At 46.6% G+C, this 17,088-nt stretch carries 14 protein-coding genes; 12 read left to right on the top strand and 2 right to left on the bottom strand.

Annotation, left to right across the window (positions count from 1 at the left end):
* Nucleotides 1-106 precede the first annotated feature (106 nt).
* A complete protein-coding gene (locus GT575_RS07985; protein ID WP_015534804.1) occupies nt 107-979 on the top strand; it encodes a methionyl aminopeptidase in 873 nt (290 codons plus the stop codon).
* 122 nt (nt 980-1,101) lie between these two features.
* Here the strand turns inward: GT575_RS07985 and htpG are convergent, their stop codons facing one another.
* Nucleotides 1,102-3,069 carry a molecular chaperone HtpG gene (htpG, locus tag GT575_RS07980; protein WP_022216791.1) on the bottom strand — a complete coding sequence of 656 codons (1,968 nt, stop codon included), beginning with the start codon at nt 3,067-3,069 and terminating at the stop codon, nt 1,102-1,104.
* Between the two features lie 250 nt (nt 3,070-3,319).
* The gene (locus tag GT575_RS07975; protein ID WP_055144706.1) at nt 3,320-3,817 is read right to left on the bottom strand and encodes a DUF5721 family protein; all 498 of its coding nucleotides are present in this window, start codon (nt 3,815-3,817) and stop codon (nt 3,320-3,322) included.
* Nucleotides 3,818-3,999: 182 nt separating this feature from the next.
* On the opposite strand from GT575_RS07975, the gene glgA reads away from it, so the two are divergent.
* The 11 genes from glgA to rlmN all read left to right on the top strand — a co-directional run bounded on the left by glgA (nt 4,000) and on the right by rlmN (nt 17,080).
* A complete protein-coding gene (gene glgA / locus GT575_RS07970) occupies nt 4,000-5,436 on the top strand; it encodes a glycogen synthase GlgA (protein ID WP_015534807.1) in 1,437 nt (478 codons plus the stop codon).
* 94 nt (nt 5,437-5,530) lie between these two features.
* Nucleotides 5,531-7,276: an Rqc2 family fibronectin-binding protein gene (locus tag GT575_RS07965; protein ID WP_117874328.1), complete on the top strand. Its 1,746-nt coding sequence runs from the start codon at nt 5,531-5,533 to the stop codon at nt 7,274-7,276.
* Between the two features lie 95 nt (nt 7,277-7,371).
* The gene (locus tag GT575_RS07960; protein ID WP_015534809.1) at nt 7,372-8,250 is read left to right on the top strand and encodes a YicC/YloC family endoribonuclease; all 879 of its coding nucleotides are present in this window, start codon (nt 7,372-7,374) and stop codon (nt 8,248-8,250) included.
* A gap of 27 nt (nt 8,251-8,277) precedes the next feature.
* A complete protein-coding gene (gene gmk, locus GT575_RS07955; RefSeq protein WP_015534810.1) occupies nt 8,278-8,916 on the top strand; it encodes a guanylate kinase in 639 nt (212 codons plus the stop codon).
* A 77-nt stretch (nt 8,917-8,993) separates the two neighbouring features.
* Nucleotides 8,994-9,233: a DNA-directed RNA polymerase subunit omega gene (rpoZ, locus tag GT575_RS07950; RefSeq protein WP_015534811.1), complete on the top strand. Its 240-nt coding sequence runs from the start codon at nt 8,994-8,996 to the stop codon at nt 9,231-9,233.
* A gap of 137 nt (nt 9,234-9,370) precedes the next feature.
* Nucleotides 9,371-10,924, top strand: a complete 1,554-nt coding sequence (locus tag GT575_RS07945) for a UDP-N-acetylmuramoyl-L-alanyl-D-glutamate--2,6-diaminopimelate ligase (RefSeq protein WP_161171834.1) — start codon at nt 9,371-9,373, stop codon at nt 10,922-10,924.
* Nucleotides 10,893-13,151: a replication restart helicase PriA gene (gene priA / locus GT575_RS07940; protein ID WP_055224130.1), complete on the top strand. Its 2,259-nt coding sequence runs from the start codon at nt 10,893-10,895 to the stop codon at nt 13,149-13,151. The genes GT575_RS07945 and priA overlap by 32 nt, the downstream gene beginning before the upstream one ends.
* 20 nt (nt 13,152-13,171) lie before the next feature.
* Nucleotides 13,172-13,639, top strand: a complete 468-nt coding sequence (gene def, locus GT575_RS07935) for a peptide deformylase (protein WP_015534815.1) — start codon at nt 13,172-13,174, stop codon at nt 13,637-13,639.
* Nucleotides 13,640-13,673: 34 nt separating this feature from the next.
* Entirely contained in the window at nt 13,674-14,600 is a 927-nt protein-coding gene (fmt, locus tag GT575_RS07930; protein WP_022216784.1) for a methionyl-tRNA formyltransferase, read from the top strand.
* Nucleotides 14,601-14,635: 35 nt separating this feature from the next.
* A complete protein-coding gene (gene rsmB / locus GT575_RS07925; protein ID WP_161171833.1) occupies nt 14,636-15,973 on the top strand; it encodes a 16S rRNA (cytosine(967)-C(5))-methyltransferase RsmB in 1,338 nt (445 codons plus the stop codon).
* A 30-nt stretch (nt 15,974-16,003) separates the two neighbouring features.
* The gene (gene rlmN, locus GT575_RS07920; RefSeq protein ID WP_161171832.1) at nt 16,004-17,080 is read left to right on the top strand and encodes a 23S rRNA (adenine(2503)-C(2))-methyltransferase RlmN; all 1,077 of its coding nucleotides are present in this window, start codon (nt 16,004-16,006) and stop codon (nt 17,078-17,080) included.
* Nucleotides 17,081-17,088: the final 8 nt, after the last annotated feature.

The raw sequence follows: 17,088 nt of genomic DNA, 5'->3' as shown, positions 1-17,088 counted from the left end.
TATCATATTAAAATGTGGAATTATTCTCAAAAACGTATTATAGTATTTGTGGCTAATACCATAGGTATGTAATGAAAATATTATGCAATAAAGAAAGAGGTTAATTATGAAACTTGGTAGAAATGATATGTGCTGGTGCGGAAGTGGTAAGAAATACAAGACCTGTCACCTGGCTCTTGACGATAAGCTTGAGGATATGAAGAACAGAGGATTCAAGATCCCTACACATGCGATGATCAAGAACGCAGAGCAGATCGAGGGAATCAGGGAGGCTTCAAAGGTCAACACATCTGTGCTCGACTACATAACTCCATTTGTCAAGATAGGAGTGTCTACCAGAGAGCTGGATGACCTTATCTATAACTATACAAAGTCCATAGACGCTATTCCTGCATGTCTTGGATATGAGGGATATCCTAAGAGTGTGTGTATATCGGTAAATGATGTGGTATGCCACGGCATTCCAAGTGATGACATTATTCTCCAGGATGGAGATATAGTTAATATCGACTGTACAACAGAGTACAAGGGATATTTCGGAGACTCATCAAGAATGTTCATGCTGGGAAATGTTGATCCCGCATGGAAGAAGCTTGTAGAGGATACAAAGAAGGCTCTTGATATAGGTGTTGAGGTGTGCAGCAAGCCATATGTGACCATAGGAGATATAGGATATGCCATCAACAAATTTGCACAGGAGCAGGGCTATTCGGTTGTCCGTGAGATAGGCGGCCATGGAGTAGGTCTTGCAATTCATGAGGAGCCTTATGTAAGTCATATAGGACAGCCTGGCAAGGATTATGTGCTTGCTCCGGGAATGGTGTTTACCATTGAACCTATGATCAACATGGGCGGCCCTGATGTATATCAGGATGCAGATGACGGCTGGACTATCTACACGGAGGATGGCTCACCATCGGCACAGTGGGAGTACACACTGGTTATGACAGAGCATGGAGTGGAGATACTTGCCCACTAGGGAGTGGAATAGAATAAAAGAGCAGCAGCCTGATATGTTATCAAAGACATATCGGGCTGCTGCTTTTTGTTGTGTTAGTTATCCATTAGGATCTGCTGCCGTAAACCGGCAGACAGATTATATTACTTTGTAAGTATTCCAAGGATCTCGTTGCTTCTTGCGATGAACTTGGTCATTGCCTCTGCTGACAGTGGACGGTTGGCAAGTACGGCCAGATCATATAACTGGCAGCAGATCGTAGCTGTGTTGTCGCTGTCAGGGTTGTCCAGAACGTATTTAACAAGCTTGTTGTTGCTGTTCAGGATGAGTGTCTCTCCCTCGCCCTGACCGAACATTGATGGATCCATACCGGCCATGCCGTACATCTTCATCATTTCCTGCATACGTCTTGTCTCCTCAGGCTGGGTGAGGATAGAAGATGTATTCTCATCCTTCAGGGATTCAACCTTTACATTCAGGTTCTTCATGTCGAGAGCCTTCTCAAATGTAGCTGTGAGCTTATCCTTGTATTCCTTTGCAGTCTCCTCGGAGAGCTCCTCGCCGACAAAGTTGTCAGAGAGCTCAGCGTCTATTCTGTAGAAGTGAACATTCTCATTCTTCTGCTCAAGCAGTGTGATGAATGGGCTGTCGATGGTCTGTGTCATGATCAGCGCGTCCATGCCCTCAGCCTTGAACATATTGATGTACTGTGACTGAGCCTGCTCATCGGTTACATAGAATACCTTGTTCTCATACTTTTCCTTTCCAGCCTCAAGATACTCAGGGAGAGTTATATATTTGCCCTCGAGATTCTTGTATATACAGAAGTCCTTCATCTTGTCGAGGAACTTGAGATCCTTCAGACAACCAAACTTGATAAATGGGTTGATGTCATCCCAGTACTTCTCGTAGTCCTCTCTGTGTGTCTTGTACATGCCGGACAGCTTGTCTGCAACCTTCTTGGTGATGTAGTCTGAGATCTTCTTGACAAATCCGTCATTCTGAAGCGCACTACGTGATACGTTCAGTGGAAGATCAGGACAGTCGATACATCCCTTTAAGAGCATGAGGAACTCAGGAATTACTTCCTTGATATTGTCGGCGACGAATACCTGGTTGTTGTACAGCTTGATCGTTCCCTCAAGGTTGTCATACTGTGTATTGATCTTAGGGAAGTACAGGATACCTTTCAGGTTGAATGGGTAGTCCATGTTCAGGTGTATCCAGAACAGAGGCTCCTTGTAGTCGTGGAATACCTTTCTGTAGAACTCCTTGTATTCCTCGTCGGTGCAGTCGTTTGGATGCTTTGCCCACAGTGGGGTAGTGGTGTTGAGTGGCTTAGGAGCTTCAGGCTTCTTCTCCTCGGTCTTTGTATCGTCTGCGTCTGGGCCCTTGCTGTCAGTGCTGCCCTCAGCATTATCTGCTGTGTCGCTGACTTCCTTTGCATCCACGTCTACAGTAGCATCCTTAGGATCTTCCTGTGGCTCGTCTGCGTTTGTGTAGTAGATCTCAACAGGCATGAACGAACAATACTTGTCGATGACCTCCTTGATCCTGTATTCATTTGCAAATTCATAGCTGTCCTCGTTCAGATAAAGGGTGATGGTAGTACCTCGGTCAGCCTTAATGCACTTCTTCATGGAGTATTCAAGGCCGTCCTTGCACTCCCAGTATACAGCGTCCTCGCCGTCCTTGTATGACTTTGTCTCGATGGTGACCTTGTCGGCAACCATGAATGCGGAGTAGAAGCCCAGTCCGAAGTGACCGATGATCTGTTCCTCTGTTGCCTTGTCCTTGTACTGCTCAAGGAATGCCTCGGCTCCTGAGAAAGCAATCTGGTTGATATATTTCTCAACCTCCTCCTCAGTCATACCGATACCGTTATCGGTAAATGTGATGGTCTTGTCGTTGGCACTTGTGGTCACATCTATACGATATGGCTCATCCGGCTCGTCAAATTCGCCCATAAGAGACAGCTTCTTAAGCTTTGTCACGGCATCACAGCCGTTTGATATAAGCTCCCTGACAAATATATCGTGGTCTGAATACAGCCACTTCTTGATGACAGGGAAAATGTTTTCACTGTTGATCGATAAATTTCCGTTCTTCATAATTGTATACATCTCCTTAAAATATAATGGTTTTCAATGAAAGATGTGTCATCCCCGATCTGTGTTCAATCTTAATAGAAATGTACACTGACACATCAGGCTAAAAGGTATGATAAATCAGCTGGGAACTAAAGTCAAGAAAAAATTAGCACTCAGACAAAATGAGTGCTAACAGGGACGGCGCGTAAAAAAATCCGGCATCAGATGAGGTGCCGGATCTTCAAAAATCATATTAAATTTCTTCAAAAAATCAGCTTTCGGTGAAATATATTCCGGCAGTCTTCAGGAAATCCCTGATCTCCGCATCCCACACATGCTCAAGGGTCTTATCCATGGTGAATATGTTCTGGGTCGCCATGGATGTGAGTTGTATGCTCATGCCGTCATAGTAGACGTTCAAGGTGAGATTTGCCACATCAGATACAGGTATGGTGAGATGGTTCTTCTCAAGCATATCCATGATGTCCGGCTGGGAGAGCACGAGCACTATCTTGAAGCTCAGTGGCAGCTTCTTTCCTCTTATAACATTATATACATGTGGTTTTATGGACTCCCATGAGGCGTAGGATGTGGAAGCCATGAGCTCCAGCTCCTCCTTGTCATAGAAATCCTTGTTTACCCTTCCGTCAAAGCTGTATGTTATCCCGCTTTTTACAAATGCCTCCATGGCGAGAAAACGGTCAAATGTATTGTCCATCAGAAGCTTCTTCACGAAGTCCCTGGTCTCGGTGATGGTGATGTCTAACATTGAAAATCTCCTGTTTTCTGGATTGTGATCCAGCCGTATCTGCGTGCGGCTGCATGCTAAAAGTATATCAGCGGAATGTGGCAAATGCAACAATATAGATACACTGATTTATTGAATTATGGATACCCGTGTGATATAATGTACAAGGATTTAATGTCTAAATGTTATGGAGGGTTTATTTGATGAAGAAGGTTGCATATATAGCATCAGAGTGTGTGCCATTTATAAAGACGGGTGGTCTTGCGGATGTAGTTGGAACACTGCCAAAGATATTTGATAAGAACGAGTATGATGTGAGAGTCATCATGCCGAATTATCTCTGTATTCCGAACAAGTACAGGGAGAAGATGCAGTATATAACGCATTTTTATATGGACATCGGTTACAAGAATGATTATGTTGGCGTTATGTATCTGGAGTATGAGGGTGTCAAGGTATATTTCATAGATAACGAGTATTACTTTAACGGATTTACACCTTATGGTGATGTAAAGTGGGATATCGAGAAGTTCTGTTATTTCTCAAAGGCAGCGCTTTCGATCCTTCCATCGATCGGTTTCCAGCCGGATATACTTCACTGTCATGACTGGCAGGCAGGACTTGTGCCTGTATATCTCAAGACTCTGTTTGCAGGAGATATGTTCTATACAAGCATGAAGTCTGTTATGACTATTCATAATCTCCAGTTCCAGGGCAAGTGGGATATAAAGACCATTCAGGAGTATTCAGGACTCCCTGATTATGTATTTACACCGGACAAGCTGGAGATCCAGAAGGATGCTTCCATGCTTAAGGGCGGACTTGTATATGCAGATAAGATAACAACGGTAAGTAACACATATGCCAAGGAGATACAGACTCCATATTATGGAGAGGGACTTGACGGGCTCTTAAGTGCCAGATGGCAGTCACTCTGGGGCATTGTCAACGGTATAGATTACGAGGTATGGAATCCTGCAACAGATCCACAGGTATATAAGAACTACAGCGTGGATAACTTCAGACAGCTCAAGAAGATCAACAAGATCGAACTGCAGAAGGAATGTGGACTTCCTCAGGATGAGAATCAGTTTGTAATAGGAATCATATCCAGACTCACAGACCAGAAGGGTCTTGATCTGGTTGACAGGATCATGAACGATATATGCTGTGACGGAGTACAGTTCATCGTCCTCGGAACCGGTGACGGCAAGTACGAGAACATGTTCAAGTATTATCAGGGAATACATCCTGCAAAGGTATCAGCGAACATCTATTATTCAGATGAGAGATCTCATAAGATGTATGCAGGCTGCGATGTGATGCTCGTGCCTTCAAGATTTGAGCCATGTGGACTCACACAGCTCATGGCACTCAGATATGGCACAGTTCCAGTAGTAAGAGAGACAGGTGGTCTTGCAGATACTGTTGAGGCTTATAATCAGTTCGAGGGTACAGGAACAGGATTCTCATTTGCTAATTATGATGCATATGAGCTCCTCAATGCCATAAACTATGCAAAGGAAGTGTACTATAACAACAAAGAGGCATGGTATGGAATCCAGGAGCGTGGCATGAGACAGGATTACTCATGGTATAACTCGGCGAATATATATAAGGATCTCTACAATTCACTGTAGGATCAGGATAGCAGTAATGTGGTAGTAGATATGGAAGAGGCAGAGAATGAATTTGCATTTTCTGCCTTTTTTCAGGGATATAGGAGAGACAGATATGGCGTTTGACGGAATAGTGATATCCAATGTGGTAAGAGACATGAAGGAGAAACTCATCGACGGAAGGATATATAAGATATATCAGCCGGAGAAGGACGAGCTCAACATAGTAATAAAGAATAACAGGGAGAATTACAGGTTGCTCATGTCTGCGGATGCAAGCCTCCCGCTTATATACTTTCAGCAGTCCGCCAAGGAGAATCCTATGACAGCGCCGAATTTCTGTATGCTCCTCAGGAAGCATATCAACAACGGAAGGATAGTTGATGTGTATCAGCCGGGCTTTGAGAGAATAGTTGTCATGGTCATCGAGCATCTGGACGAGCTTGGAGATCTAAAGAGAAAGAAACTCATCATAGAGATCATGGGTAAGCACAGCAATATCATATTTGCCACGGATGAGAATGTCATCATCGACAGCATAAAGCATATATCCCATATGGTGAGCTCAGTGAGGGAGGTTCTTCCGGGCAGGACTTATGAGTATCCTCCGGCGGGAGGAAAGGTATCCCCGCTTGAGATAGAGCGCGGGGACTTCATAGAGCGTGTGAGCTCGAGCCCTACGAATATCATAAAGGCGATATACCAGAACATAACCGGATTTTCACCGGTTGTGGCGAGTGAGATAACCTACAGGGCAGGACTTGACGGCAACATGCCTGTGGACAGCATGAGCGAGGCGGATGTCGCAAGGCTTTATGATGAATTTGCCGGGATAGTATCTGATATAAGGAACGGGAACTATACTCCTGAGATCATACTGGACGGTTACACTCCAGTGGAGTTCTCGTCGGTGCATCTGTCGATGTACAGCGACAAGGCCATAGAATCAAGGGACGACATTTCAAAGGTGCTTGATGAGTATTTCTACAGAAAGAGTGCGGTCACAAGGATAAGACAGAAGTCATCGGATCTTAGAAAGATCGTCTCGAATGCCATTGAGAGAACGAGCAAGAAGTACGACCTGCAGCTCGCTCAGTTAAAGGACACTGAATCCAGGGAAAAGTACCGTGTGTACGGAGAACTGATCAACACATATGGTTACAATATAGAACAGGGAGCGGACAGTTTTGAGGCTCTCAACTACTATACTAACGAGATGATAAAGATCCCGCTTGACAAGACCATATCTGTTATGGACAACTCCAAGAGATATTTTGCGAGATACAACAAGCTCAAGAGGACTTATGAGGCACTTACACAGCTCACTGTCGAGACGAAGAGTGAGCTGGAGCATCTTCAGTCGGTACAGACGTTCCTTGATATGGCGATAGATGAGAATTCACTGGCACAGGTCAAGGAGGAGCTCGTAGCCTGCGGATATGTAAAGGGACATTACGGACGCAAGGGCGACAGGAAAAAGGCAAAGTCAAAACCGCTGCACTACATATCCAGCGATGGATTCCATATGTATGTGGGCAAGAATAATATCCAGAACGATGAGCTCACATTTAAATTCGCAAATGGTGGGGATATGTGGTTCCATGCTAAGAAGATGCCGGGTTCCCATGTCATCGTGAGACTTGAGGGTGCGGGAGAACTTCCTGATTCTACATATGAGGAGGCGGCAAGACTTGCAGCGTATTATTCGTCTGGAAGGACGGCACCGAAGGTGGAGATAGACTATACCGAGCGCAGAAATATCAAAAAGCCTGCGGGGGCAAAGCCTGGATTTGTAATATATCATACGAATTACTCGATGATTGCAGAGCCGAGGATTGCGGGAATAGAGGAAGTACAATAAATAATTTGATTTTTAAACAGGTGTGAAGTATAATATATTATCTGTTATCAGGTAATTGAAAACAACATATAACCTGGGAATATTAGGAGACAGATATGGTAAAAAGCATGACAGGATTTGGCCGCAGCGAGAGGGTGACTGATGCATACAAGATAGTTGTAGAGATGAAGTCAGTCAATCACAGATTCTGCGACATCAATATAAAGCTCCCGAAGAAGATAAGCTTCTTTGAGACAAACATAAGAACATATCTCAAAAAATATATTGAGAGAGGAAAGGTTGACGTGTTCATCACATACGAGGATTTCTCGGATGACAATGTCAAGCTGAAGTACAACAAGGACGTTGCCGAGAAGTACATGGGATATTTCGAGGAGATGTCCAAGGATTTTGGAATTGAGAACAGCATAACACCTGCACAGCTTGGAGGCTTCCCTGACGTGTTCACGGTTGAGGAGCAGGCGGTCGACCAGGATGAGCTGTGGAAGATAATAGAGACATCCCTTGACGAGGCTGCGAAGATGTTCGTGCAGTCGAGGATAACAGAGGGAGAGAACCTTAAGAAGGACATGATCGACAAGCTTGACGGAATGAGAGCTGCCGTTGATTATATAGAGGAGATATCACCTGAACTTGTGGAGGAGTATAGACGCAAGCTCACGGACAAGATCATAGAGGTTCTTGACAATCCTGTTATAGATGAGAACAGGATCGCCACAGAGGTCGTTATATATGCGGACAAGATATGTGTGGACGAGGAGACTGTAAGGCTTAAGAGTCATATCAGCAGCACGAAGAAGATTCTGGAGGATGGCGGAAGCGTTGGCAGGAAGCTGGACTTCATCGCACAGGAGATGAACAGAGAGGCGAACACGATACTTTCAAAGGCCAATTCACTTGATGTGTCAGACAAGGCGATACAGCTCAAGACTGACATAGAGAAGGTCAGAGAGCAGATACAGAATCTGGAATAGAATACATAATATTTAGAGGTAATGATGATGGCAGATAAGAATACAAAACGTGGATCGCTCATAGTCATATCCGGTTTTTCAGGAGTTGGAAAGGGCACAGTTGTCAAGAGACTTGTGTCGGATTTTGGATATAACCTTTCAGTGTCGGCGACGACAAGATCACCGAGAGAGGGTGAGGTCGATGGAAGAGAGTATTATTTCATGGATCGCAAGGATTTTGAGAATCTCATTGACTACGGCGGATTTATCGAGTGGACACAGTATGTAGAGAATTATTATGGAACTCCAAAGAAGTATGTTGAGGAGAAGCTTGCTGATGGCAAGGACGTCATACTCGAGATAGAGGTCATGGGCGCACTCAATGTCAAGAAGCAGTTCCCTGATGCGCTTCTCATATTTATATCAGCTCCAAGCATAAGCGAGCTTAAGAGCAGACTGGCAGGAAGAGGAACAGAGTCGGAGGAGACCATAATCAAGAGACTCCGAAAGGCCACAGAGGAAGCTGAGGACATGGACAAGTACGACTACATCATAGTCAACGATGATCTGGACGAGTGTATACACACCGTGGATTCAGTCATCAGAAGCTATGGCTGCAGAAGAGATAATCAGCTTGGATATATAGCCGGAATAAAAGAAGAGCTTGCAGAGATAAAGAAACTCTGATAAATTAGACTGGATAACAGTGGACAGCAGTTTAGAAGAATATTTCAATAATCATATAAGAAAGGGGATATAATATTATGTTACATCCATCATACACAGACTTAATGTCAGTAGTAAATGCAGAGGTTGAGCCAGGTGAGCAGCCTGTAGTAAACAGCAGATATTCAATCGTTCTTGCAACAGCAAAGAGAGCAAGAGAGATCATTGATGGTCAGGAGCCTATGGTGGCAGCAGACCCAAAGAAGAAGCCATTATCCATCGCTGTAGATGAAGTTTACCATGGAAAGGTAAAGATCGTCGGAGCAGACGAGGATTAACAGACCGGAATATATAGCGGTAAGTGAGAAGAATGGAGGTTGGAGCTTTTAGCACAGCCTCCTATTTTTCTGATACACAACTGTGCCGGATGTGGCATATTCTAAATAAACAGGAATATGTCGACGGGAGGTGTATCATGAGGGCGTCAGATGTTCTAAAAGGCACGGTCTATGAGATCCTGGCAGGGGACATTGACTGTCAGATTACGGATCTGGCAGATGATTCCAGAGATGTCACACAGGGAACTCTTTTTGTGTGTCGGAGAGGTGCGAGAACAGATGGACATCGCTATATAGATGATGCCGTGGCAAGGGGCGCAGCGTGTATAGTCGTGACAGATGATATCGGCATACCTGCGGAGCGGTCAGCCGGACGCTGGGGGGATACCGATTGTGTACTGATCGTGAGACTGTATGACTATCGCCACGGTATAGGAATGATATGTAATAATTTCTGGAATTTTCCGTCACGAAGTATGAAGGTTATAGGTGTGACCGGGACAAAGGGAAAGACCACGGTCGCATGTATGATAAAGTCTATGCTGGACAGATGGGGGCGTAGAACCGGTCTTGTGGGAACCATAGAGATTGATGACTGTATCCGGAAGATACCATCTGTGAATACCACTCCGGGAACGATATATCTCCATCGCAAGCTTGCAGACATGGTGGCAAATGGTGCGGAATACTGCGTCATGGAGGTATCGTCACAGGGGCTTATGCACGGCCGTGTGTCAGGGGTAGAATTTGATATATGCGTATATACAAATCTTGCTCCGGATCACATTGGGCGGAATGAACACCGCACATTTGCCGAGTATGGGAGATGGAAGAGAAGCCTGTTCTCAAAGTGTAAGACTGCGGTGATAAATGCAGATGACATGTATTCTGGGTGTATTGCTGCCGAGGCTGTGAATGCAGGGGCTGAAGTGGTATATTATGGTGTGAGGAATCACACTGCAGCCGGGGATGGCGATGTGTGTATGGCGGGAGCAATACACAGGCTAATTCTCCATAGAGTTATGGGGATAGGCTATGAGTGTGAGAGAACGGACGGGGAGAGCACTTACATGACTGTTGGCATACCGGGAGAGTTCAATGTGTACAATTCTCTTGCTGCGGTAACCACTTGCGGGATCATCGGGATACCGATGGAGGTAATGCAGGATTCGCAGTCGGATATGAAGGTGAGGGGCAGACTCGAGCCGGTGGAGATCCCGGGATACGCAAGGATATTCATCGATTATGCCCACAATGCCGTGAGCCTGGAAAATGTACTGACCACCCTCAGACAGTACAGGCCGAAGAGGCTTATATGTCTGTTCGGATGCGGCGGCAACAGATCAGCCGGGCGCCGAAAAGGCATGGGATTTGTGTCGGGCAGGCTGGCGGATATGACGGTCATAACAAGTGATAACCCGAGGTTTGAATCCCCGGAGGCGATAATGACGGATATTGAGACCGGGGTTCTCGAGGGCGGAGGAGAATATGTAAAGATATGCAGCCGTCTGGATGCTATAAGATACGCTCTGGAGATTTCGGACAGGGATGATATAGTCCTTCTGGCCGGCAAAGGCCATGAGACATATCAGGATATAGAGGGACGCAGGACACAAATGGACGAGAGAGAAATGATACGGCAGATATTGGAGGAGAAAAATGCGGGGATTGTACGCAGATGTGATAATTGATATATCCCATGAGGCGATAGACAGAACATTTCAATATGCTATTCCTGACGATATTGCCGGCAGGATACAGATAGGAAGTCAGGTCAACATTCCATTTGGCAAGGGAAATAATCTGAGAAAAGGCTATGTCATAGGGATATCGGATTCCACGGAATATGATGAGAGCAGGATAAAGTCTATAGATTCTCTGTGCGAGGACGGCGTGGCAGCTCCGGGAAGGCTCCTTGCCCTTGCGGCGTGGATAAAGGAGAACTACGGCTCCACCATGATAAATGCCATCCAGACGGTGATGCCGGTGAAAAAAACGGTTAAGTCCGTGGTGGTCAGATATGTTGTCCTTTCATGCGAGGATGTGGACACATGGGAATACAGATATATGAAGAAGAATGCCAGGGCAAAGCTCAGGCTCCTCCGCGAGCTTATGGTGAGACCTGAGCTCCCAATGACGGAGGCCACCGGGACTTTGAATGTGTCACATCAGGCGGTTAAGGCCATGGAGGACGAAGGTGTCGTTCGTATCGTTGAGGACAGCAGATACCGGGATGTGGTGTCTGACGCGGTGAGGCAGCAGGCATTTGAGGCTCCTGATATAGAGCTTAACAGTGACCAGCAGAGGATAGTCGATGATTTCGTAAGTGATGCAGATCAGGGTATACACAGGACATATCTTCTTCATGGCGTGACGGGAAGCGGCAAGACTGAGGTGTATGTGAGGTGTATCCGTGAAGTCGTCCGCGCGGGCAGACAGGCGATCGTGCTGATACCTGAGATAGCACTCACGTATCAGACACTGACATATTTCTCCAGATACTTTGGTAACCGTGTGACCATGGTCAACTCAAAGCTCAGCAGCGGGGAGAAGTATGATCAGTTTGAGCGCGCAAGGAAGGGCGATGTGGATGTGGTGATAGGCCCGAGGTCTGCGCTGTTTACCCCATTTGAGAAGCTGGGACTTATAATAATAGATGAGGAACATGAGAGCAGCTATAAGAGTGACAGCCCGCCAAAATATCACGCAAGGGAGACTGCCATAGAACGTGCAAGGCTTGAGGGGGCGAGTGTCATACTCGGTTCCGCAACTCCTTCTGTGGAGAGCTACAAGCGTGCACTGGCGGGTGAGTACAGGCTGTGGACCATGGACAGCCGTGTTGAGGGCAGAGCCATGGCAGAGACAAGCATAGTAGATCTCAGGGATGAACTCCACCGGGGCAACAGATCCATAATAAGCGACGAGCTTGCAAATGATATAGCGGACAGGCTCAGCAAGCGGGAACAGATCATGCTGTTCATCAACAAGCGGGGATATAACAGCTTTGTATCCTGCAGGAGCTGCGGAGAGGCAGTGAAATGCCCGCACTGTGACGTGTCCATGGCACTGCACTCTGGAAATAATACACAGAAGGGCGTGCTTGTGTGCCACTACTGCGGATTCAGAATGCCGGAGCCGGACAAATGTCCGGCGTGCGGTTCAAAGCTCATAGGAGGCTATGGAGTCGGAACCGAGAAGGTCGAGCAGGAGGTACGCAGGTTGTTCCCGGAGGCCAGGACCTTAAGGATGGACAGGGATACGACCTCGAAGAAGAATTCTCATGAGCAGATACTTGAGAGCTTCGGAAGAGGCGATGCGGACATACTCATAGGAACCCAGATGATAGTCAAGGGACATGACTTTTCCAGAGTGACACTTGTGGGTGTGCTGCTGGCGGATCTCACACTGTTCAGCGGAGACTACAGAGCCGGTGAGAGGACATTTGACCTGCTGACCCAGGCTGCGGGAAGAGCCGGAAGGGGTGATGTGCCCGGAAAGGTTGTGATACAGACCTACAAGCCGGACAACTACGCCATAACTGCGGCAGCGTCCCAGGATTACAGGGCATTCTACGATATCGAGGAGGCGTACAGATCACTCATGAGGTATCCGCCGGAGTGGAATATGATGGTCATAATGGGCGCGGGCATGGACGAAGAACAGCTTGCCAATATAATGGATAGGATGTATTCTCTTATAAGGGGAAAATATATAAATGCAGGACATCTGTCGGTGATCGGTCCTTCGGAACCGGCCATATCAAAGATAAAGGATGTGTACAGGCGGGTGTTGTATATAAAACACCGGGATTACAGGATGCTGGTGGATGTCAAGGATTATGTCGAGGAATGGCTTAAGGAGAACGGAGAGAACGATGTGAGCGTATTCTTTGACCTGAATCCGGTAAATATGTATTAGTGAAAAGGAGATTTGTGGACATGGCGATAAGAAATATAAGATATGACGGAGATGACATACTCAGAAAGGTGTGCAGACCGGTTGAGAAGATGGATGACAGAACACTTACACTCATAGATGACATGTTTGATACCATGTATGAGGCAAATGGAGTTGGACTTGCCGCACCTCAGGTTGGAATCCTCAAGAGGATAGTTGTTATTGATGTCGGCGATGACAATCCACTCTGTCTTATAAATCCTGTGATAACAGAATCAGACGGAGAGCAGACAGGTGAGGAGGGATGCCTCAGCCTTCCTGGAAAATTTGGAACAGTTACAAGACCTATGCATGTAATATGCAAGGCATTTGACGAGAATATGGAGGAGTTTACAGTCGAGGGAGAGGGACTTCTGGCGAGAGCTATCTGCCACGAGCTTGATCATCTTGACGGAAAGCTCTACAAGGATCTTGTCGAGGATGGCCTTCACGAGGTAGAGCAGAATTAAGAGATACTTAACCTATAACAAGGAGGACATGCAGATGAGAGTTATATATATGGGAACCCCTGATTTTGCCGTGCACGCACTTGTATCCATAGTGGAAGCGGGACATGACGTTGTGGCATGCTTTACGCAGCCGGACAAGGCAAAGGGAAGGAGCAAAAAGCTTCAACCGACACCGGTGAAGGTACAGGCAATGGAATATGATATTCCGGTATATCAGCCGGTGAAGCTCCGTGAGCAGGAGAACGTGGACATCATCAGAGAGTATGCACCTGATGTGATAGTTGTGGCAGCATATGGCCAGATACTCCCTGAGAGCATACTCAATATTCCGAAGTACGGATGTGTCAATATCCATGCATCGCTGCTCCCGAAGTACCGCGGTGCGGCGCCTATCGAGTGGGCGATCATTGACGGCGAGAAGGAGACCGGAGTCACCACCATGTACATGGCAAAGGGACTTGATACCGGAGATATGATAGAACATTCGATTGTGTCTATCGGTGACGATGACACTGGAGAGACATTGACGGACAAGCTTGCGGCAAGCGGTGCGCAGCTTATACTGTCAACCCTTGAAAAGCTTGAGAATGGAACTGCGGTCCGGACACCTCAGGATGACAGCCTGAGCTGTTACGCTTCCATGTTGAACAAGGGTATGGGAGATATAGATTTCAGTGAGCCGGCAGAGAAGATAGAGAGACTTGTGAGAGGCCTTCAGCCATGGCCTTGTGCATACACAAGGATAGGCGGCAAGAATGTCAAGATATATGGGGCAAAGGTAGTGAGCCGTGAGGATGGCATTGCACCGGGTGAGATAACCATGGTGACCAAGAAGACATTTGCCATAGCGTGTGGACAGGATGCACTCCAGATAACAAGATTACAGCCTGAGGGCAAGAAGCCTATGGATGCGGCGGCGTTCCTTGCGGGCAATAAACTCACAGCCGGAGAGCACATCTAATCAAATATATCTGATGAAGAATGGACAGAGGTAGAATGGATACAAAGACTCGAGAGGTGGTTCTGACCACATTACTGGACATAGAGAAAAATCATACATTTTCAAATATAGCACTTGGAACGGCACTCCGCGCCAACCAGTTCATGAGCAAACAGGACAGGGCGTACATCACGAGAATGGTCGAGGGAGTCACAGAGCAGAGGATAAAGCTGGACTACATAATAAACCAGTTCTCCAAAACAAAGGTGAACAAGTGCAAGCCGCTCATAAGATGCGTCCTCAGGATGGGAACTTACGAGCTGTTCTTTATGGACTCTGTTCCGGATTCGGCTGCCTGCAACCTGTCGGTGAAGCTGGCGGTGGATCATGGATTTGGAAGCCTCAGAGGCTTTGTCAACGGAGTTCTCAGAAATATCGCAAGAAGCAGGGATGGTATAAAATACCCTGATAAGAACACATCACCTTTGGAATACTATTCGGTTGAATATTCAGTTCCTGTGGAGCTTGTGGAGATACTGCTGCAGGACTATGACAGCGAAACGGTGGACAGAATACTCGGAAGCAGCTACGAAATGCGTCCGACATCCATAAGGGTGAATACAGACAGGATAAGCGTTGATGAAGTCGAGAGGAAGCTGGAGACCGCTGGAATAGAGACAGTGCGAGGAAGCCTGAATGACACATCACTTCTTATAAAGGGATATGATTATGTCAGAAGGATCCCAGGATTCATGGATGGAGAATTTGTTGTACAGGATCAGAGTTCGTGTCTGGCTGTAAGGGCAGCAGGTATACAGAATGGAGATCTGGTGGTGGATGTGTGTGCAGCACCGGGCGGCAAAACCATGTATGCCGCAAGTCTTGCGGGACAGACAGGAAGGGTTATCTCAAGGGATCTCACCGAGAACAAGACGGAGCTCATAGAGGAGAACGTGGACAGACTTGGACTGACAAATGTCACTGTCGAGGCATGGGATGCGAGAGAACTTGATGAGAACCTTGTCGGAAAGGCTGATGTGGTAATAGCAGACCTTCCGTGTTCGGGACTTGGCATAATGGGCAGGAAGAACGATATCAAGTACAATGTGACAGGTGACAGCATAGACGAGCTGGCACAGCTTCAAAGGGATATTCTTGACACTGTATCCAGATATGTGAAAACGGGTGGAACACTGGTGTATTCGACATGTACTATAGACAGCAGGGAGAATCAGAACAATGTTAAGTGGTTTGTGGAAAATCATGATTTTGAGACTGTGAGTATAGATGAGATCGTACCGGGGCACGGCGGCGATAAAGGATATGTAACTCTGTTACAGGGAGTAGATGAGTGTGATGGATTTTTCATATCGAAGTTCGTGCGTACAAAATAGATAGAACATGTATAAAAGATTGGACAGAGTATGGAAGTAAAGGGTAGAGAAGATAAGGATATTAGACAGCCGGATCTGAAATCAATGAATATGGAAGAACTCAGGAACTGGGTCACCGGTGCCGGTCAGCCGGCATTCAGGGCGAAGCAGATATATCAGTGGTTTCATGTGAAGCTTGCGGACGGAACGGAGGAGATGACCAATCTGCCGAAAAGCCTCAGAGAGAAGATGAATGAATATGGAATATATGGTGTGAGCGTTGTCACCAGACTCATTTCAGAGGATGACGGCACAAATAAATTCCTGTTCAGACTCCATGATGGGAATGTCATAGAGAGCGTGCTCATGAAGTACAAGCATGGCAATTCCGTGTGCATATCATCCCAGGTGGGCTGCCGTATGGGCTGCAGGTTCTGTGCATCGACCATAGGCGGGCTGGTGAGGAATCTCACAGCGTCCGAGATGCTGTCACAGATATACAGCATCCAGAAGATAACAGGTGAGCGTGTGTCAAATGTGGTCGTGATGGGAACAGGAGAGCCGCTGGATAACTTTGACAATCTTGTCAGGTTCATAGAGATGCTGACGGACGAGAATGGACTGAACATAAGCCAGAGAAATGTCACAGTGTCGAGCTGCGGTTTAGTGCCTGAGATAAAGAGGCTTGCGGATATGGAGCTTTCCATTACATTTGCATTGTCGCTTCACGCGCCAAATGACGAGGACAGAAGGGCACTCATGCCGATAGCCAACAGATACAGCATTGCAGAGGTTCTGGACGCCTGTGATTATTACTTTGACAGGACGGGCAGGAGGATAACATTTGAGTATTCTCTTGTAAAAGGGCAGAATGACAGCCCTGAGAAGGCATGCGAGCTGGCGTGTCTCATAAGGGGAAGAAACTGCCATGTGAACCTCATCCCTGTAAATCCGATCAAGGAGAGGGATTACGAGAGGGCGGATAACAGCGCCATTGAGAATTTCAAAAATATTCTGGAGAGAAACCAGATAACAGCTACAGTGCGAAGAAGCATGGGGCGTGACATAGACGCAGCGTGCGGACAGCTCCGCCGTAAATATGAGGAGGAGAACAAGACGGATAAATAGTTCGTCTT

The organism is Coprococcus sp. BIOML-A2 (genome assembly GCF_009875795.1).
Taxonomy (GTDB): Bacteria; Bacillota; Clostridia; order Lachnospirales; family Lachnospiraceae; genus Coprococcus; species Coprococcus aceti.
This window is presented reverse-complemented; position numbering and strand designations above follow the sequence as displayed.